The sequence below is a fragment of the Synergistaceae bacterium genome, assembly GCA_031272035.1.
Taxonomy (GTDB): Bacteria; Synergistota; Synergistia; order Synergistales; family Aminobacteriaceae; genus JAISSA01.
Window position 1 is genome coordinate 1 of the sequence record JAISUO010000114.1, and the last position, 19,303, is coordinate 19,303.

At 56.7% G+C, this 19,303-nt stretch carries 19 protein-coding genes; 5 read left to right on the forward strand and 14 right to left on the reverse strand.

Annotation, left to right across the window (positions count from 1 at the left end; genetic code table 11):
* From LBR61_13310 to LBR61_13360, 11 genes are all read right to left on the reverse strand, one after another.
* Positions 1-308, reverse strand: a 308-nt coding sequence (locus LBR61_13310; GenBank protein ID MDR1733058.1) for a hemerythrin domain-containing protein, incomplete at its 3' end; no start/stop codon positions are given.
* Between the two features lie 195 nt (positions 309-503).
* Positions 504-1,277: a response regulator transcription factor gene (locus tag LBR61_13315; protein MDR1733059.1), complete on the reverse strand. Its 774-nt coding sequence runs from the start codon at positions 1,275-1,277 to the stop codon at positions 504-506.
* Between the two features lie 136 nt (positions 1,278-1,413).
* Positions 1,414-1,710: a metalloregulator ArsR/SmtB family transcription factor gene (locus LBR61_13320; protein ID MDR1733060.1), complete on the reverse strand. Its 297-nt coding sequence runs from the start codon at positions 1,708-1,710 to the stop codon at positions 1,414-1,416.
* A gap of 62 nt (positions 1,711-1,772) precedes the next feature.
* Positions 1,773-2,795, reverse strand: a complete 1,023-nt coding sequence (locus LBR61_13325; protein MDR1733061.1) for a tRNA-dihydrouridine synthase family protein — start codon at positions 2,793-2,795, stop codon at positions 1,773-1,775.
* Complete coding sequence (locus LBR61_13330) at positions 2,773-3,540, reverse strand: type III pantothenate kinase (GenBank protein MDR1733062.1); 768 nt, start codon at positions 3,538-3,540, stop codon at positions 2,773-2,775. The genes LBR61_13325 and LBR61_13330 overlap by 23 nt, the downstream gene beginning before the upstream one ends.
* A 63-nt stretch (positions 3,541-3,603) precedes the next feature.
* Positions 3,604-5,079: a ComEC/Rec2 family competence protein gene (locus LBR61_13335; GenBank protein ID MDR1733063.1), complete on the reverse strand. Its 1,476-nt coding sequence runs from the start codon at positions 5,077-5,079 to the stop codon at positions 3,604-3,606.
* A 193-nt stretch (positions 5,080-5,272) separates the two neighbouring features.
* Positions 5,273-6,133, reverse strand: a complete 861-nt coding sequence (gene panB / locus LBR61_13340) for a 3-methyl-2-oxobutanoate hydroxymethyltransferase (GenBank protein ID MDR1733064.1) — start codon at positions 6,131-6,133, stop codon at positions 5,273-5,275.
* A 269-nt stretch (positions 6,134-6,402) separates the two neighbouring features.
* Positions 6,403-7,611 (reverse strand): PLP-dependent aspartate aminotransferase family protein, encoded by a 1,209-nt coding sequence (locus LBR61_13345; protein ID MDR1733065.1) that lies wholly within the window; start codon positions 7,609-7,611, stop codon positions 6,403-6,405.
* A gap of 166 nt (positions 7,612-7,777) precedes the next feature.
* The gene (locus tag LBR61_13350; GenBank protein ID MDR1733066.1) at positions 7,778-9,079 is read right to left on the reverse strand and encodes a TRAP transporter large permease; all 1,302 of its coding nucleotides are present in this window, start codon (positions 9,077-9,079) and stop codon (positions 7,778-7,780) included.
* 3 nt (positions 9,080-9,082) lie between these two features.
* Complete coding sequence (locus tag LBR61_13355) at positions 9,083-9,574, reverse strand: TRAP transporter small permease (GenBank protein ID MDR1733067.1); 492 nt, start codon at positions 9,572-9,574, stop codon at positions 9,083-9,085.
* Positions 9,575-9,582: 8 nt separating this feature from the next.
* Complete coding sequence (locus LBR61_13360) at positions 9,583-10,587, reverse strand: TRAP transporter substrate-binding protein (GenBank protein ID MDR1733068.1); 1,005 nt, start codon at positions 10,585-10,587, stop codon at positions 9,583-9,585.
* 172 nt (positions 10,588-10,759) lie between these two features.
* Between LBR61_13360 and LBR61_13365 the strand changes: the two genes are divergently transcribed.
* From LBR61_13365 to LBR61_13385, 5 genes are all read left to right on the forward strand, one after another.
* The gene (locus tag LBR61_13365) at positions 10,760-12,643 is read left to right on the forward strand and encodes a response regulator (protein ID MDR1733069.1); all 1,884 of its coding nucleotides are present in this window, start codon (positions 10,760-10,762) and stop codon (positions 12,641-12,643) included.
* 273 nt (positions 12,644-12,916) lie between these two features.
* A complete protein-coding gene (locus tag LBR61_13370; GenBank protein ID MDR1733070.1) occupies positions 12,917-13,645 on the forward strand; it encodes an amino acid ABC transporter ATP-binding protein in 729 nt (242 codons plus the stop codon).
* 51 nt (positions 13,646-13,696) lie between these two features.
* A complete protein-coding gene (locus LBR61_13375; GenBank protein ID MDR1733071.1) occupies positions 13,697-14,509 on the forward strand; it encodes a transporter substrate-binding domain-containing protein in 813 nt (270 codons plus the stop codon).
* A gap of 38 nt (positions 14,510-14,547) precedes the next feature.
* Positions 14,548-15,804 (forward strand): ArgE/DapE family deacylase, encoded by a 1,257-nt coding sequence (locus LBR61_13380; protein ID MDR1733072.1) that lies wholly within the window; start codon positions 14,548-14,550, stop codon positions 15,802-15,804.
* Between the two features lie 13 nt (positions 15,805-15,817).
* Positions 15,818-16,468: an amino acid ABC transporter permease gene (locus LBR61_13385; GenBank protein MDR1733073.1), complete on the forward strand. Its 651-nt coding sequence runs from the start codon at positions 15,818-15,820 to the stop codon at positions 16,466-16,468.
* A 67-nt stretch (positions 16,469-16,535) separates the two neighbouring features.
* Here the strand turns inward: LBR61_13385 and LBR61_13390 are convergent, their stop codons facing one another.
* The 3 genes from LBR61_13390 to LBR61_13400 are packed head-to-tail and all read right to left on the reverse strand — an operon-like array spanning position 16,536 to position 19,283.
* Positions 16,536-16,844 (reverse strand): hypothetical protein, encoded by a 309-nt coding sequence (locus LBR61_13390; GenBank protein MDR1733074.1) that lies wholly within the window; start codon positions 16,842-16,844, stop codon positions 16,536-16,538.
* A 27-nt stretch (positions 16,845-16,871) separates the two neighbouring features.
* On the reverse strand, positions 16,872-19,013 hold the full coding sequence (locus LBR61_13395) for a heavy metal translocating P-type ATPase (protein ID MDR1733075.1): 2,142 nt from the start codon (positions 19,011-19,013) through the stop codon (positions 16,872-16,874).
* Between the two features lie 36 nt (positions 19,014-19,049).
* A complete protein-coding gene (locus LBR61_13400; GenBank protein MDR1733076.1) occupies positions 19,050-19,283 on the reverse strand; it encodes a DUF6110 family protein in 234 nt (77 codons plus the stop codon).
* Between the last annotated feature and the right edge of the window lie 20 nt (positions 19,284-19,303).

A 19,303-nucleotide genomic window follows, 5' to 3' on the forward strand; every position in this document is an offset into this window, starting at 1 on the left:
TTGTTGATTTTGTGAAGCACCACCAGGTTTTCGTTGTCGGCGTCGTATTCCGTTTTCATTTTGGTGAAGACGGCGACGAAGTCCGCGTGCATCTTTTTATGGGCGGCCGCCTTCGGGTAAGCCGACTGGATATGCAGCTCCTGCTCGTCGTGAAAGTGTTTCTTCACGTATTCCCCCAAAAATTTTAAAGTTTGAGGAAAGCGGGATTTGTTGTTGTTATCGGAAAGAATGTCGATTTGTTTGAAAAGCTCTTTGTGTTGAGTGTCGATAAAAGGAACTCCGACTTCCAGTGTTTTATCCCAAAGCATGTCCATCATCTCTTTCTGTTCAGTGTATCGACGTTAAAGAAATTTAATTATTTATGTATATACCATATCCCTCTTTAACAAACCATCCGAAAATACGTATTCCAGTATTATCTATGTATGCCGGTCAACTGTAAAACGGGCAGCCAAAGGCCGCCCGTCAGGAGAGATATTAGCGTAAAAGTTCCAAAAAATGGGTCAGGGAGATGTGGTTTCTGCAGAGGTTTCTTCTTTGTTTCCGTTTTCTGTTTTTTCTCCTGGCTCTTCTTTGACCTCGTCTTCTCCCTCTCCTGCGGCGGTGTCGGTACCGAGAACCTGCTCCAGCGTGTCGGGGCTGAGCTGAGCGAACCCCACCTTCCAGGCCATGACCGCCGCCTGGGTGCGATCTCGAACGTCCAGCTTCTTCAGCATGTGGCTCACGTGATTTTTGACGGTTTTTTCGGATAAAACCATCCGTTTGGCCACCTCGTTGTTGCTGAGCCCCTGAGCCAGCCAGTAGAGAATTTCTTTTTCCCGGGGCGTCAGTCCGTCCAGCAGGTCGTTGTTATTTTTGCGCCTGGCGAAACTTGTCATCAGTTTGCCCGCCACGCGCGGGTCCACGTAGGACTGTCCGCGGCTCACGCAGCGAATGGCGGCAACCAGTTCCGCCCGTCCCGAGGATTTCAGAACGAATCCCAAAACGCCTTCCGTGGAAAGCGTCGCCAGACATTCCTCGTCGTCGTAGGCGCTGATGGCGATGAGCGCCGTCCGGATTTTCAGGTTGTTGAGGTCCCGCACGAGCTGAATGCCGTCGCTGCGGGGCATGTTGATATCAAAAAGGACAATGTCCGGAAGATGTTCCTGGATCATCATCAGAGCTTCTATTCCGTCCTCCGCTTCGGCGACGACGTGAAGATCCGGCTCCAATTCCAGGATTTTGCGAAGTCCGTCTCTGAAGAGCTTATGATCGTCCACTATGATGACTTTTAACACCTTCACTGTCCTCCTGTCATGCTCGGCAGAAACGGCTGCACTTCCTGCAGATAAATTACGTTATAGGACTCAGGGCCTAATTATAATGTACCATTTGGGGTAAAACAAGCGTAACGGTTTTTCATGCCCCTGTCGGTTATGTTTCCGTTTGGGCGTACTGCAGGACGGAAGACAGCGTGTCGATCAGCACCGATTTTTCCAGCCGCAGATAAACATCCCTCCCTGCTCTGCGACGCCCCAGCAGTCCGGCCTTTTCCAGCACCGCAAGGTGATGAGTGACGGAGGTGCGGCTGCAGGGGAAAAGATCGGCGATAGTCTTGATCGTCAGTTCTTCCCCGGGTTCAAATAACAACAATATGCGCTGTCGGGTTGCATCTCCCAAAGCATGCAGAATTTCCGCCGTATTGTGCCATTGAGCAGGCAATTCTCTCAAATAGTGTGTTTTCATAATATCTGCAATATAATTAGACGTATCGGGACTGTCAATCATGAATATCACAGAGTTAGCGTTTCCGCGACGATGCTCCTTTGCAGAATTTCCAAAAGCTCTTCTACCTCTCTGGCGGCTCCCAGACGACGCCGGAGTTCCGAAGCGCCGGGGATTCCTCTGAGCGTTCCACCGGCCAGGCGCTTGAGCAGAACGACCGCCAGCCGGGGACCGCAGACGGCTTTTGCGCTTTCTCCCAGGGTTTTCAGGCGTTCGATTTGCCGTTCCGCTCCGGGAAAGACCTGTTCATCCGGAATATCCCGGCCCAAAGCTCGAAGGGCCCGCGGGAAAAGGCAGGGGTCCAACAGAGCCCCCCGGGCCAGCATCACGCCGACGCAGCCCATATTTTTGTACTCCAGAACGTCCTCAACGGTGTAAACGTCGCCGCTGGCGCTGATTTTTCCCGGAAAACGACAAGCGGCGGACTTCACCGTGGTTCGGTCGCCGCGTCCCTCGTAACGCTGGGCCGCCGTGCGTCCGTGGATGCAGACGTTATCCGCTCCCGCTTCGATAAGCCCCTCTACAAAGCGCAGGGTTTCCCCCAGGTCTGCGGCAATGCGACGAATTTTTATCCACACCGGAAGCCCCAGAGTTTTCAGTCCGCGAGTCATTTCGAAGGCCGTCCGGGGCTCGTGAAGCAGAGCGGCGCCGGCCCCGTGTTTCATGACTTTGGGCATGGGGCAGGCCATATTGATTCCCAGCGCCGCGAAGGCGAGGCTGTCCCGCGAATCTTCCGGGTTCTGCCTGTGGGCGAGGGCCGCCTCTCCGCCTCGGACCAGCGTGTCGGCGTCACTGCAAAACAGCTGCAGCACCACCGGTCCTTCATCGGGCAGGAGCCGCAGCATGCTCAGGGTTTTTGCGTTGTTGCGGACCAGTCCCGCGCAGCTGACCATTTCGGTATGGGTCAGTCCCGCGCCGAGACGGGAAAAAAACTGCCGGACCGGCGGCATTGTCAGTCCGGCCAGAGGCGCGAGCCAGAGTTCGTTGTCCAGGGACAGCCCGCCGGCGTCAGTTCGCGCGGTTTCGTTCATGAATGAGACGCAGACCGTCCAGCGTCAGCCAGGTATCGACGTAGTCGATGGATTTCGCGATCTTCGCCATAAGCTCCGCGTGACCTCCCGTGGCCACCACCTTCGCGGGGTATCCGAGCTCTTTCCGAATCAGGTCCACCAGATGGTCGGTCAGGCCGGCGTTGCCGTACAGGATGCCGGACTGGATGGATTCGTTCGTATTGGAGCCAATGACGGAGGGGGGAACTTCCAGCCCCACTCTGGGCAGTTTTGAGGCTCGGCCGAAAAGAGCCTCGATTCCGGAGATGAGTCCGGGGGCGATAACCCCTCCCAGATAGGCCCCGTCCGGGGAGACCACGTCGAAGGTGATGGCCGTGCCGTAATCGGCGATGATCAGGGGCGCGCCGTATTTGTGGCGTCCCCCCACGGCGTTGACGATTCGGTCCGCTCCCACGTCCCGGGGGGCGGCGTAGCGGATTTCCATGCCGGTGTCGATGAAGGCGTTCACCCTCAGGCAGTCCACGGCGAAATAGGTTTTGATGGCCCCGCAGATGGGAATATCCAGAGGGGGAACGACGCTGGACAGTATGGCGCTGTCGATCTGTCCGGGCTTCACTCCGATGGTGGAAAGAAGGGTCAGCAGATAAACTCCAAATTCGTCCGACGTGTGCAGGGTAGACGACAAGCGCCAGTGACTGATGAGTTTCTCGCCATCAAAAACACCCACAACCGTCGTCGTGTTTCCCGTATCCATAACCAGCAGCATTTCGAATCCTCCTCGTTCACTGTGAATCTTTTCGGGGTTAAGTATAGCAGAGCCGCGGGTGGGTCATATCGCGAACAGAAGAAACGCCGCCACACTTCCCATGGGGGCCAGAAGGGCGATTCTCCGCCAGGGGACGAGGAGGGCGCGGCAGAAGATCGCGATGAACGCCACCGTGCAGCAGTGGACGAGAAACGGGTTCCAGAGGATCTGCCAGGGAAGCAGCTGAACGATGCCCTCGGCGGCGGTCTCCCAGAGGGCGAAAAGTCCTTCCACGGCCTGCAGAGGAAAGCCCATCCCCGGCAGGTTGAGCAGGTGCAGGGCCACGGTCAGAGATGCGGCGGTCAGGACGACCCCGAAGAAATCGGCGGCAAAAACGTTGATGAGCAGCCCGGCCAGAGGAACGGAGCCGAAGGACCAGGAGGTTTGGGGATAAGTTGACGCCCAGAGCAGGGGGCTGAAGGCGAAAAAACGAAGACACGGATGACGGCCCAGCGTTCCCCGTTCCAGAAGGGTGGCGATGGCGAAAGCGGCCAGGACAGACAGACGCCACCCCACGTCGTAAAATCGAAATGGAGATTCCAGCAGGAGCAGAACCGCCGCCAGAGAGACGGAGTTGATGGTGGAGGCCGGGCGTCCGGCGATTTCTCCCAACAGAGCGATCTGAATCATCATTCCCGCGCGCAGGGCGCTGGCCGAGGCTCCGGTGGAAAAAACGTAGAACCACATCAAAAAACTCAGGCAGAGCGTCCTGATTTTTCCCCGCCGAAACACCCAGGACGCCAGTTTCATCAGAAGCCCCACGTGGAAGCCGGACACCGCCAGAAGATGACTGGTTCCCGTGAGCCGGTGCCTCTCGTTCAGGGATTTGTCCCGTTTGCCCGTCCAGGCGGCGTTGAGGTAAGCACCCGTCAGTCGGGGCAAATGCAGAGTCAGAGATCGGTAAAGAACGTAACGCCAGCGATGAATGTTGAAAAAGGGGGCTTTCGAGTTCAGAGCGAAACAATTCCGGCCCTCTTCCGGAAGAATCTTATATCCTGCCGAGCCCAGGTATGCCGTCATGTCCCGGGCCCGCCAGTAAAGATCTTCCCGAAACCCGTTTTTCGAAGGAGTGTTTTTGAAGGGCCGGGGAACGCCTTCGATATGAACGAGCTGTCCCTCGGCCAGTTCGGCGAAGGGCAGCCTCAGCACGAATCCCCCCTGGCGGGTTTCTACCGAAACGGAGTACAGACGTCCCCAGGGGCGGCTTTCCACCACGATTCCCTCCGTCTTCAGGAAAGAGGGAAGGACGGGAGGGCGGGTCAGGGAAAAGGCGATCCGGATGGAGCAGACCAGGGTGGCGAGAAGGGTGAGTACGGCTATCTGCGGGTGATTTCTGGAAATCTCCGTGCCGGTCAGAACAATCAGTACGATGGCCGTTGCCAGAGCCATGGAGGGCACAACCCACCAGAGGGCGACGTTGGAAAAACGGCCGGACACGCCCATTGCCGCGACAAGTCCGGCCAGTACCGGCAGAAAAGGAGCTCTGGAAAGAATTTGCATGATTTGTAACCGCATCTCCTCAAAAAATATTGCCGCCCCGGGAATTTACTCTCATTTCCGGAGGGAACGCGAGAGATGCCGCGCAGACTGCGCAATACAGCGAATTTTAAATTTTATTTCCGGCTTTTAAAGCCTTTTACGACCCCAGTCGTCAGTTAATAAAGTTTAATATCGACGACTTCGGGCGAAAACGTTATTTTTTCTCGTATTCTTTCAGAACTTTGGCGTATTCTTCTTCGCAGCCCTTGCGAATGTGATAGACATGTTCTTCACCGGGGAACTTCTGATTGCGAACGTCGTCCACGTAGGCCTTGAAGGCGTTGGTGACGACTTCCGCCACGTTGGCGTATTTTTTGACGAATTTGGGAGTGAAGGCCTGGAACTGGCCCAGCATGTCTCCGCAGATGATGAGCTGGCCATCGCAGGGCAGCCCCGCGCCGATGGAGTACACGGGAATGGAAAGCCGCTTCGTGATGAACTCCGTCAGCTCGGGAGGAATCCCCTCCAACAGCAGGGTATAGGCCCCCGCCCGCTCTACGGCCAGAGCGTCTTCGATCACGTAACGGGCCGACTCCGGAGTCACTCCCTGGGCCTTGAATCCGCCCATGGGGCCGGAGCTTTGAGGCGTAAGACCGATGTGTCCGCAGACCAGAACGCCGCTTTCCGCGATGGCTTTGATGCGGCTCTCCACCCGGACGCCGCCCTCAAGTTTTACCGCGTCCATGTCCGCTTCCTTGAAAAAGCGGATGGCGTTGGCCACGGCCAGCTCGTCAGAAATCTGATAGGAACCGAAGGGCATGTCTCCCATGACGAAGGTGTTGGGGGCGCCCCGGCGAACGGCCTGACAATGGCGGATGCAGTCGTCCATCGTGACGGGGATGGTGCCGGAATAACCGAGCACGACCATTCCCAGCGAGTCGCCCACAAGGATCATGTCCATACCTGCCGCCTCGGCGAAGGAAGCCGTCGGATAGTCGTAGGCCGTGATCCAGGTAACCTTTTCACCCTTTTTCTTCATTTCCAAAAACTCAAGACGTCCTTTTTTCTTTGCCACTCCACAGACACTCCTTTCACTGATAAAACCACCTGAAACACACTGTCAAACACACTCCACAACCAGATAACCCGAATAAATCACCAATAACACGCAAATAAACCAAACAAAGACGGTGAGAATTTCTTCTCCTCGTCTTTGCAAACTATGCGGATTCTATTTTACACGATTTACATGCTTTATGTCATGTCGACTGCAGAGATACCGGGGTGCGTCGGGGGGTTGTTCCATGGACGCGTCTTTTCCAGGGGAGAAGCCTCTTTTCTAATCTAAAGGCCTGTTTTCTCCAGGGCCTGCCGGAGGTCTTCGATGAGATCTTCCGTGTCCTCCAGCCCGATGCTCAGGCGGAAGAAGCCGTCGTGAAATTCTGCCGGATAGAGGTACTGTCGTTCGTCGTTTTCGCCGAGGAACACGATCAGGCTTTCGTCGTGACCCAGAGAAACGGCGGAAGTGACGATTTCCAGATGGCTGACAAAACGGTTGTGGGAATCGTGGTCGGCGCGAAGCCCGAAGGCCATGACGCCGCCGAAGCCGTTTTCCATCTGCCGGAGGGCTGTGGCGTGCCCGGAATGGCTTTCAAGGCCCGGATAGGCCACGAAGCGGACGGCTGGATGAGACTCCAGAAACTTTGCGACGGCGAGGGCGCTTTGATTGTGATGGCGCATACGGATGGGGAGCGAAACGGCCCCGCGCATAATGAGCCAGGCGTTGAAGGGGCTGATTGCGCCTCCCTGGTTGACCATGGCCTCCGCCCGTATTTTGTCGATCAGGGATTTTGCTCCGATCACCGCGCCGCCCATGGCGTCGCCGTGGCCGTTGATGTACTTCGTCAGGCTCTCCACGCACAGATCCGCCCCCAGCTCCAGAGGGCGCTGGTTGCAGGGAGAGGCGAAGGTATTGTCGACGGACAGAAGGGCTCCGGCGTCATGGGCGATTTTGGCCGCGGCTCGGATGTCGGTGATTTTCAGGGTGGGATTCGAAGGGGTTTCGATGTGGATCAGCTTCGTGTTGGGGCGGACGGCGGCTTTCACTTCTTCGAGGTTCGTGCTGTTCACCAGAGTCGTCTGAACTCCGTACTTTCCCGGCAGCAGTTCGTGCAGCAGACGGTAGGCCGCGATGTAGGTGCTGTCCGAAACGACCGCGTGGTCCCCGCTCTGCAGGAAGGTGAAAAACACCCCCGACAGAGCCGCCACCCCCGAGGCGAGCACGACGCAGTCCTCTCCCTCCTCCAGAGATGCGAGTTTTTCCTGCAAATATTGCTGATTCGCTCCTCCGTTGCGGGTATAGAGGTTGCCCGAGGCGCTGCTCCAGTTGAGATCCGAGGGGTCATAGGGCAGCGCGTAGCTGTTGGCCATGGTGATGGGTCTGCGGATCGCTCCGGTTTCTTTGTCGATTCCGTTTCCCACGTGCACGGAACGAGTCAGAAATCCACGTTTTTTCCCATTTTTCGCCGTTTCGCCTTCCGACATCTTTTTCATCCTTTCTTATTTAATAAAATATTTTCCTTATAAATAAAATAGTTTATCAGGCATTATTGTAGGAAAAGAAAAAGCCGCCGTCAATAAAAAAAGACCGGCGGAAGCGAACAAGTACGCTTTTCGCCGGTCTTCCTGCGTTTCGAGAAAGGTCGTTCCGAAGGAGGAGCTATCGAATCTGTCCTGCCAGGCGGGGAATCCACAGAGCGACGGGCTCGAAATAGGTGATGATCAGCAGGGCGACCACGTTGGCCGCGATCAGAGGCAGAGCGGCTCTTGAGATTCGCTCCAGCGTCAGCCTTTCCCCCATGCGCTGATTGATGCCGCAGGCGACGAAGAGGTTGACCCCAAGAGGCGGGGTGCTCATTCCGATGGCGAGGTTCACGATCATGATGATCCCCAAATGCACCGGGTCCACCCCCAGAGGGGTCGTGATGGGCAGCAGGATGGGCGCCAGGATGATCAGGGCCGCGTTGGTCTCCATGATACAGCCCGCGAACAGCAGAATGATATTGATCAGCATCAGGATGATGAACCGGCTGTTGGTCATGGCCAGAACGGCCCTCGCCACGGCGTCGGGGATTCTTTCGCTGGTCATGATCCACCCGAAAACCTGCGCCGTGCAGACGATCAGCATAATCATGGCCGTGGTAACCGCCGCGTCCACCAGAATGCCGTAAATGGCCCGGACGTCCAGCTCCCGATAAACGAAGAGCCCGATGAAAAGCCCGTAGACCACGGCGATTCCCGCCGCTTCCGTGGGAGTGAAAATGCTGCCGTAGATGCCCCCCAGAATGATAACCGGCATCAGAAGCGCCCAGATGGACTCCCGTACGGCCTTCAGAACCTCTCTTATGGAAAATTTGCTTTTCTCTCCGCCGTAGCCCTCGTGCTTCGCGATCCACCAGGAGGTGATCATGAGGCTCAGTCCCACCACGATGCCCGGCCCGAAGCCGGAGGTGAAAAGCGTCTTTACCGAGACGCTGGACATGATGGCGTAGGTGACCATGGGAATGCTGGGGGGAATGATGATTCCAATGGCTCCCGACAGAGCCATGACCGCCGAGGAGAAGCCCCGGTCGTAGCCTCCCCTGACCATGTAGGGAATCATAATCCCGCCGATGGCCGCCACGGTGGCCGGCCCGGAACCGGATATGGCGGCGAAAAACATGCAGGTGAGAATACCCACCAGCGCCAGTCCGCCGGTCAGGGAGCCCACCAGCGCGTTCGCCAGGTTGATCAGACGCCGGGAAATTCCTCCGGAGTCCATCAGGGAGCCCGCCATCATGAAAAGCGGAATGGCCAGCATGGGGAAGGAGTCCGCCGCGGTGAACATCCGCTGCGGGATGACCATCAGGGGAAGGGAGCTCCCCAGAGCGATGGCCGCCAGGGAGGAAACCCCCAGCACCATGGCGATGGGAACGCCGATAATCGCCAGAATCAGAAAGCTGATACCCAGTATCGCGCCCATCCCTCAGTCCTCCAGTCCCGTGATCATCCGGTCGCTTCCGAACGTCTTCAGAGAGCGGACAATCACCTGAATGTAGCGGATTATCATCAGAACCGAGCCCGCCGGCAGGGCGGAGTAGGCGATCCACATGGGGATTCGCATGGCCGGGGTGAGCTGGTGGTTGACGGCCTGAACCCGGATGATGGCGATGGAATAGAACAGAACGACCCCGCAGAAAAAGACGCAAATCAACAGTGCGACGATGTTGACGGCTTTCCTCGCCTTCAGGGGCAAAAGCATCGTAAAGGCTTCCACGCCGACGTGGACGGTCCTCTTAATGCCCTCGCTGGCCCCGATCATGGTTATCCACACCAGAAGATAGCGGGTGAACTCCTCCGACCAGGGCAGGGACCGTCCCAGCTGACGAAACACGACCTGGATGAACACGACAAAGGTGATGGCGGCCATAAAGGCCGCCAGCAGGTATCGCTCCAGATGATGGAATATACGTTTCACAGAATTCATCAGTTGAAAGCCCGGACCCGCTCGATCAGATCGGCCGGAATTTTGCCCTGGCCTGTTCCCGTGAATTCGTCGTAGACGGGTTTGACCGCCTCGATAAAGAGCTTTTTGTCGACTTCGTTGATCTTCATGCCCTTTTCGCCCAGTTCCTTAACCAGCTTTGTGTTCATCTCGTCCAGCAGTCCGCGCTCGTAGTCGCGGCTCTGCAGCAGACACTCTTTGAAAGTCTTCTGCAGGTCGGCGGGCAGAGAGTCGAAGAAGGCCTTGGAGACCAGCACGGGGGCCGGAGCGTAGAAATGTTCCGTCAGGGACAGGTAGTCCTGCACTTCGTAAAACTTCGAGGTATCGACGATGGCGAGGGGGTTCTCCTGGGCGTCGATGGTCTTCTGCTGAAGGGCCGTAAAGAGCTCTCCGAAGGCCATGGGCGTGGGGTCGGCCTTCATGACGCGGAAGGTGGCCATGTGGATGGGGTTTTCCATCGTGCGAATCTTTATGCCGGCCAGATCCGCCGGAACCTTGATGGGCAGCTTGGAGTTGGTGACGTCGCGAAATCCGTTCTCGAAGAAACAAAGTCCGATGATGCCCTGAGAGACGAGCTGATCGAGCATCTTCTGTCCGATTTCGCTGTCCACACAGGCCCGGGCGGCCTTTGTGCTGGCGAAGATGAAGGGCAGGTCGAAAACCAGGAAATCCGACGTGAAGCCGGACAACGGGGCCGTGGAAACCACCGTCATCTGCACTGTGCCCAGCTGGAGGCCCTCGATCAGGTCGCGCTCGCTTCCGATCTGGGAGCTGTGGAACACCTCCACTCCGATTTTACCGCCGCTGGCCTTTTCGATCAGCTCCTTGAAGCGCACCATCCCCAGGTTATAGGGATGGGTAGGAGCCAGCGTGTGCCCCAGACGAACGGAAAACTCCGGCGCGGCGAAGGCCGTGTCCGCAAACGTCTGGCCCAGAAACAGGAACGTCAGAACGCACAATCCCGCTAAAAAGCACTTCTTTTTCATACAAATTCCCTCCTCAAATATAAAACATAATATAAAAAAGAACACCGATTCCTTGACTTTTAGAATTATACAATACTTATGAGTTCATGGGCAGAAGACTCGCGGGGGGAAGTTATGTATAATATTCACGAAGTGATGTATGAATCTGGTTCAGAAGAACGGAGATTCTGATATGGCAGGACGTTTTTTGAAAAACAATGTGGTTATGCTGTTGTTCTTCGCCTCCGCTCTTTTGGTGCTGCTGATCGCGGTCAACACTCACACGGTCATGAACAAGACCGTGGTTCTGATGCAGGATTCGGCGCAAAAGCACCTGCTGGCCGCGGGGCGGGCGGCGGCCATGTTCATCACTCCGGAAGAACTGGCCCGCTACAAAACAGAAGAGGATACCCATTGTCCGGAATATGAGAGTCTGCGGGAGAGACTGATTCAGTTCGGAAAAGAATACGGCGTCGTTTACGTCTATTACTGGCGCGACAGCGGAGACGGGCGTCTGCAGTACATCGTGGACAACGATACGGATGAGGAAACCCAGGTGACGCCGGACGATTATTTCGACGTCATCGAAGACCCTCTGGCGGCGACGGCCCTTGCCGGTGAGGACGCGGTCAACGATTTCGGAGAGTACGTGCCGAGCTGGAAGGGGCTTATCTCGGCCTATATTCCCGTTCGGGACGCGGAGGGGAATATCGTCTGCGTCGCGGGGGTGGACATTTCCGACGAAATCATTCTCACCCAGCGCAGCGATACGACTTTTCTCACCCTCCTGCAGGCCGTGGCCCTGGCGTCTTCTGTTCTGAGCGGAGGCGCGACCTTTTGGCTGTACCGGCGAAAAGCGGCTCAGAGTGAAAGCGCCCATGTGGCCAAAAGCCGTTTCCTTTCCAGCATGAGTCATGAGATGCACACTCCCATGAACGCCATCATCGGCATGACCGCGCTGGCGAAAACATCTCCCGACCCGACGCGGAAGGATTACTGTCTGGAAAAAATCGAAAGCGCCTCAAAACACCTCCTTGGCATCATCAACGACGTTCTGGACATGTCGAAGTTCGATGAAAACGAAATGGAGCTGTCTCCCGTGAATTTCGGTTTTGAAAAGATGCTGCGAAAGACCGTGGACATCTTCGAATTTCAGGCGGAGGACAAAAAGCAGACCCTTTCCGTCTCCGTGGATCCCAAAATTCCGGAGCTTCTGTACGGAGACGAGCGCAGGCTGACCCAGATCATGATGAAACTGCTTTCCAACGCTGTAAAGTTCACCCCCGACGAGGGAAAGATTCGTGTGGAAGCCCGCCTGGCGGAAGAAACGGACTCCGCCTGCTGTATCCTGGTGGAGGTGAGCGACACGGGAATCGGTATCGAAAAAGAGCAGCTTTCGCAGCTGTTTAATTCTTTTCAACAGACTGAAGACTCGCTGTCGCGCCGATTTGGCGGAGCGGGCCTGGGGCTGGCCATTGCCAAACGGACGGTGGAACTCATGGGCGGAAAGATCTGGGTGAAATCCGAAAGCGGTACGGGTTCGACCTTCGGTTACACCGTCTGGCTGGCCCGGGAGCCCGAAACGCCGGCCGTCTTTTCCGACGGAGCGGCGGAAAACGAGCCTCAGCCCCCGGCGGCGGGTCAGGATGAGGAAGAGGGTTCTTTCGAGGATTGCCGCGTTCTTCTGGCCGAGGACGTGGAGATCAACCGGGAGATCGTTCTGTCGCTTCTGGAGCCCATGGGGCTGTCCATAGACTGCGCGCAGAACGGGCTGGAGGCCTTCGAAAAATTCAGAGCCTCGCCAGGGCGGTACGACATGATTTTCATGGACGTGCAGATGCCGGAAATGGACGGCTGCGAGGCCACCCGGCGCATTCGCGCTCTGGAAATTCCCGAGGCGAGGGCGGTTCCCATTGTGGCCATGAGCGCCAATTCCTTTCAGGAGGACGTGGAGGCCTGTCTGGCCGCCGGCATGAACGACCATGTGGCCAAGCCGCTGGATTTGGACGAAGTTCTCGCCCGATTGCGGCTCTATCTTTCCAAAAAAGAGAGAAAAAAAGTCGTCACGCTGATGTGATGCCGATGCCCGTATGTCCCAGGGCGCCCAGGCCGGCGTCCTGAAGCGGCGCTGTGGTTTTGTAACATAAGTTTAATTTTACTGTTTTTGGCGGAAAAATCGGCTTGACAGAAAGCTATTTTCAGAAAAAGATTGACAAATTTGTGAGAAGGCTATACTATCCCCTTCAATTGTTTTCAGTTTATTAAAGTATAAAAAAAAGTTTACTCCGTGGAGCAAGGTGTGATTCCAGATGTGCATTTGTTGGGACATTATTTTCTCCGGCGTCGCCCCATGATCGAAATATCGGGCCTCCACAAGTGGTTTGACGCGGAGCTTCAGGTACTCCGGGGGATAGATCTCTCGATTGCCGAAAGCGAAGTTGTGGTCATCATCGGGGCCAGCGGCTCCGGCAAAAGTACGTTGCTGCGCTGTGTCTGCTGCCTGGAGGACTTCCAGGAGGGGGACATCACGGTGGACGGCACTTCGGTCCGTACGATCGCGAAACATACCGGGCTCCGCAGTGAAATCGGCATGGTGTTCCAGCAGTTCAATCTTTTCCCTCACATGACGGTGTTGCAGAACCTGATGCTGGGGCCCCTGAAGGTGCAGAAGCGGGAAAAAAGCGAAGTTCTGAAGCGGGCTCTGGAGATGCTGGATCGGGTAGGGATAAGCGATAAGGCGCACATCTACCCCGGTTTTCTTTCAGGAGGACAGCAGCAGAGGGTGGCCATCGCCCGGGCCCTTGTCATGAATCCCCGGGTGATGCTGTTCGACGAACCCACATCGGCCCTGGACCCGGAGATGATCCAGGAGGTTCTGGACGTCATGAAGAATCTGGCGAAAGAGGGCATGACGATGATGGTGGTCACTCACGAGCTCAATTTTGCCCGGGACGTGGCCGACCGGGTCATCTTTCTGGATGGGGGGGTGATCGCCGAGCAGGGGCCCCCCGATGTGATTTTCACCAATCCCGGGGAAGCCAGAACCCGGGCGTTTATTGGAAAGATCATAAATCTTTGAATCTCGTTAATTTATTAATGATAGATTAATAACAGAATGGAGGTTTTTGTTATGACAGGTTCGATTTTCGGGAAGCGAGGAATGCTTTTTGTGCTGTCGGGAATACTGATGGCGCTCCTTTTGGTCGCGTCCGGGGCGTTTGCGGCGACTCCGGAGGAAATAAAGGCGCGGGGGAAAATTGTTGTCCTCACCGCTCCAGGATATTTCCCCTTTGAAATGATCGACGAAAACGGAGACATTATCGGGTTCGACATGGACATAGGCAAAGCCATTGCGGATGACCTGGGCGTTAAGATGGAAATCGTTTCGATCACCTGGGACGGCATTATCCCCGCCCTCGAAACGGAAAAAGGCGATCTCATTCTGGGCGGCATGGCGATTACCGAGGAGCGCCAAAAGAAAATCCTTTTCAGCGAGCCCTATTTCTACGCGGGTCTGGGCCTTCTGCTCAGCGAAAAGTACAAGGACATCAAATCCTGGAAGGACATGGACGTGAAGGGCGTTAAGATCGGCGTCCGGCTGGGGCAGACCTCCGATTTCTATTCCGAGACCTTTTTCAAAAATGCGGAAATCGTGAAATTCACCAACGACACCGCCACCATGGCCATGGCCGTGGCCGACGGCAAGATCGACGCCGCCATTCACAACACGCCCTGGGTTCTGGTTTACGTCAAAAAGAACCCAAAAGGACTTTTCGCCTTTGTGGACGAGAAGCATTATGAAATGCCGGTGGGCATTGGGATCAACCAGAACAGCCCGGAGCTGAAAAAAGCCGTGGACGCCACCGTAAAGAAAATCCGCGAAACGAAATATGACGAGCTCTATAAATACTGGTTCGTCGATATGCCCTGGTTCAAGGAATAACCTTGGGTTCAGGGATTCTTTTCGAGGATTTTTCGAGGATGAGCGAAAAAAATTTTTGTGAACTGCTGGACGCGGAAGCCGAAAAAACGGTGGATCTGTGCCGTAATCTGGTGAGAATTCCCTCGGAGGACCCTCCCGGCGACACGCGGGCGATTGCAAAATTCATCAATGACCTTTTCAAAGAGGCGGGCGTCGAAAGCGAAATCGTTGCGCCTCATGCCGAAAAGCCCAGCGTCGTCGCCACGGTGCGGGGGCGGAGAGAGGGAAAACACGTGGTTTTCAACGGACATATGGACACTTTTCCCGTGGGGGATCGCTCCCGATGGACCCGAGATCCCTTCGGAGGCGAAATTGCCGACGGGAAACTGTACGGCCGGGGCGCGGCCGACATGAAGGGCGGGCTGGCCGCCAGTATCATGTCCGTGCTTCTGCTGAACCGCATGAAGGACCAGTGGCCCGGGAAGGTCTCCATTACCTGTGTTTCCGACGAGGAGGTTTTCGGCCCCTGGGGAACCCGGTACCTGCTGAAGGAACGTCCCGAACTTCTGGGAGATGCGCTGATCAATGGGGAACCTTCTTCTCTGGAGCACATCCGCATCGGTGAAAAGGGAAAGCATCGTTTCAGGATCGTCACCCGGACCGCCGGAGGGCATGGGGCCTATGCCGGGCTTCGGGAAAACGCCATCGATCGCATGATGGCCATTCTGCAGAAACTGTACTCCTTCAAAAACGACGAAAAAATGAGGGTTTCCGAGACCATGCGGAAGGTCATGGAGCGTTCCGCCGGGGTCTACGACAAGGTTCTGGGGCCCGGTTCTCTGGAGGCGGCCCTGCGGACGACCATGAACGTGGGAACCATATCCGGCGGAATCATGGTCAATCTGGTGGCCGAGCACTGCGAAGCCGAGGTGGATTTCCGGCTGCCCCCCGGCGTTACGGTGGATTACCTGAAGAGCTGGCTGAACCGGCAGATAGCGGAGTTTCCCGACACGGAGCTGACGGAGCTGAGCAGCGCCGACCCGGTGCTGACTCCGCCGGATCACCCGCTGATCCGTTTGGCCGAAAAAACAGCCGCGGAGGTGTGCGGATTTCCGGTCTTCCCCAATTACAGTCTTGGGGGAACTGAGGCTTATCTCTGGCGCAGCCGGGGGACTCCCGGGGTGGTCTACGGACCTTCCCACCATAACATGGGATCGCCGGACGAGTACATCGTCACGGAAGAACTTCCTCTGGTGACCAAAGTGCAGGCCCTGGTCGCCTGGCGTTTTCTCGCCGGGCTTTGCGAAAACGAATAGAGAAGGAGCGGTCATGGATCTTTCGTTCGTCGTCAGATACGGGAAGCCGTTGTTGATGGGGCTGTGGGTGACGCTTTACGTTTCATTTTTCGCGACGATTTTCGGCATTGTCGTGGGGATCCTGACGGGCATCGCCAGAACGTCGAAAATTTGGCTTCTCCGATGGGTATGTTCGCTTTACGTTCAGGTGATACGGGGCATTCCACTGCTGGTGTTCCTGCTCTACATTTATTTCGGGATCGGGAAAATCGTGAACCTGTCGGCTCTGACCGCCGCCATTTTGGGGCTGGGCCTGTTCAGCGGCGCTTATGTGGCCGAAATCGTTCGGGGGGGCATTCAGGCTCTGCCCAAAGGACAGTGGGAAGCCGCTCAGTGCATCGGGCTCGACTACTGGCAGCAGATGCGCTACATCGTCATGCCTCAGGCTCTGAGGGCCATTCTTCCGGCTCTGGCGGGACAGTTCATCACCCTCGTCAAGGATTCGTCCCTGGTGTCCGTCATTTCCATCGTGGAGCTGACTTTGGTGGCGAAAAACATCGTGGTCCGTACTTTTCAGCCCTTCGAGGTCTACACCTGTACCGCCCTTCTCTATCTGGCCATGACCTACTCTCTTTCGAAGCTGGTGGGTCTGCTGGAAAAGAAATACGCGGCCCACAGAATTTGACTCGGGTCCCATGAAAGCTGCGAATATGACAAAAAGCCCGGTGCAGGCCGGGCTTTTTTGACGAGTATCAGTCGTTGTCGTTCAGGACCTGCGACAGGTCCTCCAGAAGGTTTTTCAGAGATTGCAGACGCGTGTCGGAGGTCTCGCGCTCCAGTTCCCTCATCCGCAGGAAAACAGGCTGTGCCCGTATCAAACGGGACAGAGGCAGACGTTTTTTGTCGTACTCCAGCAAAAGGCCCTGGGTTCGGGGGTTGACTTCCACCTTTTGCATCCCGTCGATACGCATGAGAGCCGACGAAAGGAGTTCCGCCAGAGCGGCATCGGCCAGCAGAGACGTTCGCAGGCGTACTCGTCCTTCAATAAAACTTTCAATCATCTCGTTGCTCCTTCCAATCAGTCGAACTCAAAAGGACCGGGGGCTTCGCGCAGGGTGATTCTCCTCCCCTGAGGGGGCATCGAGAACGGGCGCGAGGCCGTAAACGGCGGAGGCCGTCGTTGTCAGATTGTGCAAAAGGGCGGCAAGAGCCGGCGAAATCATACCACCCAGCCCAAGAATCATTAACAGAGAGTTGGCGCCGATGATGAAGGAATAGTTGCGATAAATTTTTTTCATCGTTTCCTGCCCCAGCTGCCGGGCGTCGATAATCCCGCTCAGGCGATTGCCCGTCAGCACCACGTCCGCCACGGCCTGAGCGATGTCGGCGCCTTCTCCCAGGGTCACTCCCACGTTCGCCGCGGCCAGTCCCGGAGCGTCGTTGATTCCGTCTCCCACCATGAGCACTCTGTTGCCGGAACGCTTCATGTCCCTGATGGCTTCGGTTTTGTCCTCTGGAAGCAGTCGGGCTCTGACCTCGTCGATACCCAGCTTCCTCGCGATGTTTTTCGCCACCAGGGGATTGTCCCCCGTCAGCATGGCGATTCTCCGAATCCCCGCGGCTCTCAGCTCCTTTACCGTCGCGGCGGCATCCGGTCTCAGCGGATCTTCAATGCAGAGAAGCCCGGCGAGGCGGTTTCCTCTGGCAAGGAACAGCACGGAATACAGCTTCATCATCTCATCGATAACCGCCCGTTGTGCCGCATTGCAGGAAATTCCCTCGTCCTCCAGCACGAAATGGGCGCTGCCCAGCAGTATTTTTTCGTCCGGAAGCCCGTCGCTTCCGGGGATGCGAGACGCAATGCCGTGGGCGACGGCGTATTCCACCGTGGAATGTTCCTCCCGGTGAGCCAGGTGCTCCTGTTCGGCCTGTTTGACCACGGCCCGGGCGATGGAGTGGGGGAAATGCTCCTCCAGGCAGGCGGCGGTGCGTAAAACATCATTGCGGGAAAATCCTTCGAAGGCGATAACCTTTACCACGGTGGGAGTGGAGACGGTGAGGGTACCCGTTTTGTCAAAAACCACGGTGTCGGCCTCGCTCAGTTCCTCCAAAAAACGTCCGCCCCTGATCAGCACGCCCCGTTTTGCCCCTTCCCGCATGGCGGAAAGAATGATCAGCGGCGTGGAAAGTTTGAGGGCGCAGGAATAATCCACCATGAGAGAGGCGGAAGCCCGGACGGCGTCCCCCGTCAGGAACCACACGGCCCCCGCCAGGAGAAAACTGTAAGGAACCACGGCGTCCGCCATTTTTTCGGCACGGCTCTGTATGGCGGCCTTCAGGTCCTCCGACTCGTCGATCATCTCGGCGATGCGATGAATGCGGGTCTCGCTGTCGAAGGCCGTGACGCGCACGACCAGGGCGCCCTCCTCAATGGCGGTTCCGGCGTAAACGGAAAGTCCCGGCGTGCGATGAACAGGTTCTGCTTCTCCCGTCATTGCGGATTGATTCACCATCGCTTCCCCTTCCACGATCTGTCCGTCCACCGGAATGACGCTGCCGGTCTGGAGGATTACCAGGTCTCCCAGCTTCAGTTGGGACATGGCGATTCGCCCGATCTGTCCATCCTCCCGACGAACCCAGAGCCCGTCGATGTTCAAAGCCAGGCTCTCGACCAGGCTCTCCTTTGATCGCTGACGGGTCCAGCTTTCCAGAACGCCGCCCAGGGTTAGAAGAGTGGTGATGACGCCTGCCGTGCGAAAATCCTGCCGGAGCATGGACACGCCTACGGCAGAGGCGTCAAGGACGGCAACGTCCAGTTTTCTCCGCCGGAGACTGGCGAGGCCCTGTCGGAAAAGGGGGAGGGCCCGACAGACGGCGACAATCCGGCGCAGATTGAAAGGCAGAACCGATCGCACCGCCACCCCGGCAAAAAGAGAAAACAAAGAACTTCCCAGGCTGGTTCCCTCGGGGCGCAGAAGACTGCCATCGATTTGATCGCAGTACGATTCGTCCAGTATCTCCGCCGTCCGGAGAAGAGTTTCCTTCACGCTCCCGTCGCCTTCATAACGGATCAGGAGACTTCCGGTCCTGTGGGAAACTTTGACGCCGGTTACCCCCGGCTGCGTTTCCAGAAGCGCCTCAATGACGTATCCCTGCTCCTGTGAAAATGATCCCTTCGGGCAGCGAAGACGCAGGCGTCCCGGCAGGTCATGTTCGATTCGAAATTCCATCTCGGTTTGGAAGGATAGAGAAGCTTCGGGAAAACCTCAGCGATCCTCCGCCTTTTGCGCGTTGACATACTGAGCCTCGGCCACCACGTCGTCCATGGTTTCCTTCAGACGTTCCATCGCGCCTGCGGCGCAGTTTTTCAGATCCAGCCCTTTGGCGGTCACTGCCACAGCCACCTGCTTTGCCCTGCCGCTTTTGACGAACCATACGGTTCCCAGCCCGAAGAGCGTACCTGCCGCAAACAAAAGAGCCTTCTCGTACTTCAGTGTCATTCCCGTCCACCATCCAAGTG

Bases quoted from the DNA above. Each gene is read 5' to 3' on its own strand.
- LBR61_13325 (MDR1733061.1), bottom strand. From the start codon at position 2,795: ATGAACGAAACCGCGCGAACTGACGCCGGCGGGCTGTCCCTGGACAAC.
- LBR61_13330 (MDR1733062.1), bottom strand. From the start codon at position 3,540: ATGCTGCTGGTTATGGATACGGGAAACACGACGACGGTTGTGGGTGTT.
- LBR61_13335 (MDR1733063.1), bottom strand. From the start codon at position 5,079: ATGCAAATTCTTTCCAGAGCTCCTTTTCTGCCGGTACTGGCCGGACTT.
- LBR61_13345 (MDR1733065.1), bottom strand. From the start codon at position 7,611: ATGAAAAAGATGTCGGAAGGCGAAACGGCGAAAAATGGGAAAAAACGT.
- LBR61_13350 (MDR1733066.1), bottom strand. From the start codon at position 9,079: ATGGGCGCGATACTGGGTATCAGCTTTCTGATTCTGGCGATTATCGGC.
- LBR61_13360 (MDR1733068.1), bottom strand. From the start codon at position 10,587: ATGAAAAAGAAGTGCTTTTTAGCGGGATTGTGCGTTCTGACGTTCCTG.
- LBR61_13365 (MDR1733069.1), top strand. From the start codon at position 10,760: ATGGCAGGACGTTTTTTGAAAAACAATGTGGTTATGCTGTTGTTCTTC.
- LBR61_13370 (MDR1733070.1), top strand. From the start codon at position 12,917: ATGATCGAAATATCGGGCCTCCACAAGTGGTTTGACGCGGAGCTTCAG.
- LBR61_13375 (MDR1733071.1), top strand. From the start codon at position 13,697: ATGACAGGTTCGATTTTCGGGAAGCGAGGAATGCTTTTTGTGCTGTCG.
- LBR61_13380 (MDR1733072.1), top strand. From the start codon at position 14,548: ATGAGCGAAAAAAATTTTTGTGAACTGCTGGACGCGGAAGCCGAAAAA.
- LBR61_13385 (MDR1733073.1), top strand. From the start codon at position 15,818: ATGGATCTTTCGTTCGTCGTCAGATACGGGAAGCCGTTGTTGATGGGG.
- LBR61_13390 (MDR1733074.1), bottom strand. From the start codon at position 16,844: ATGATTGAAAGTTTTATTGAAGGACGAGTACGCCTGCGAACGTCTCTG.
- LBR61_13395 (MDR1733075.1), bottom strand. From the start codon at position 19,013: ATGGAATTTCGAATCGAACATGACCTGCCGGGACGCCTGCGTCTTCGC.
- LBR61_13400 (MDR1733076.1), bottom strand. From the start codon at position 19,283: ATGACACTGAAGTACGAGAAGGCTCTTTTGTTTGCGGCAGGTACGCTC.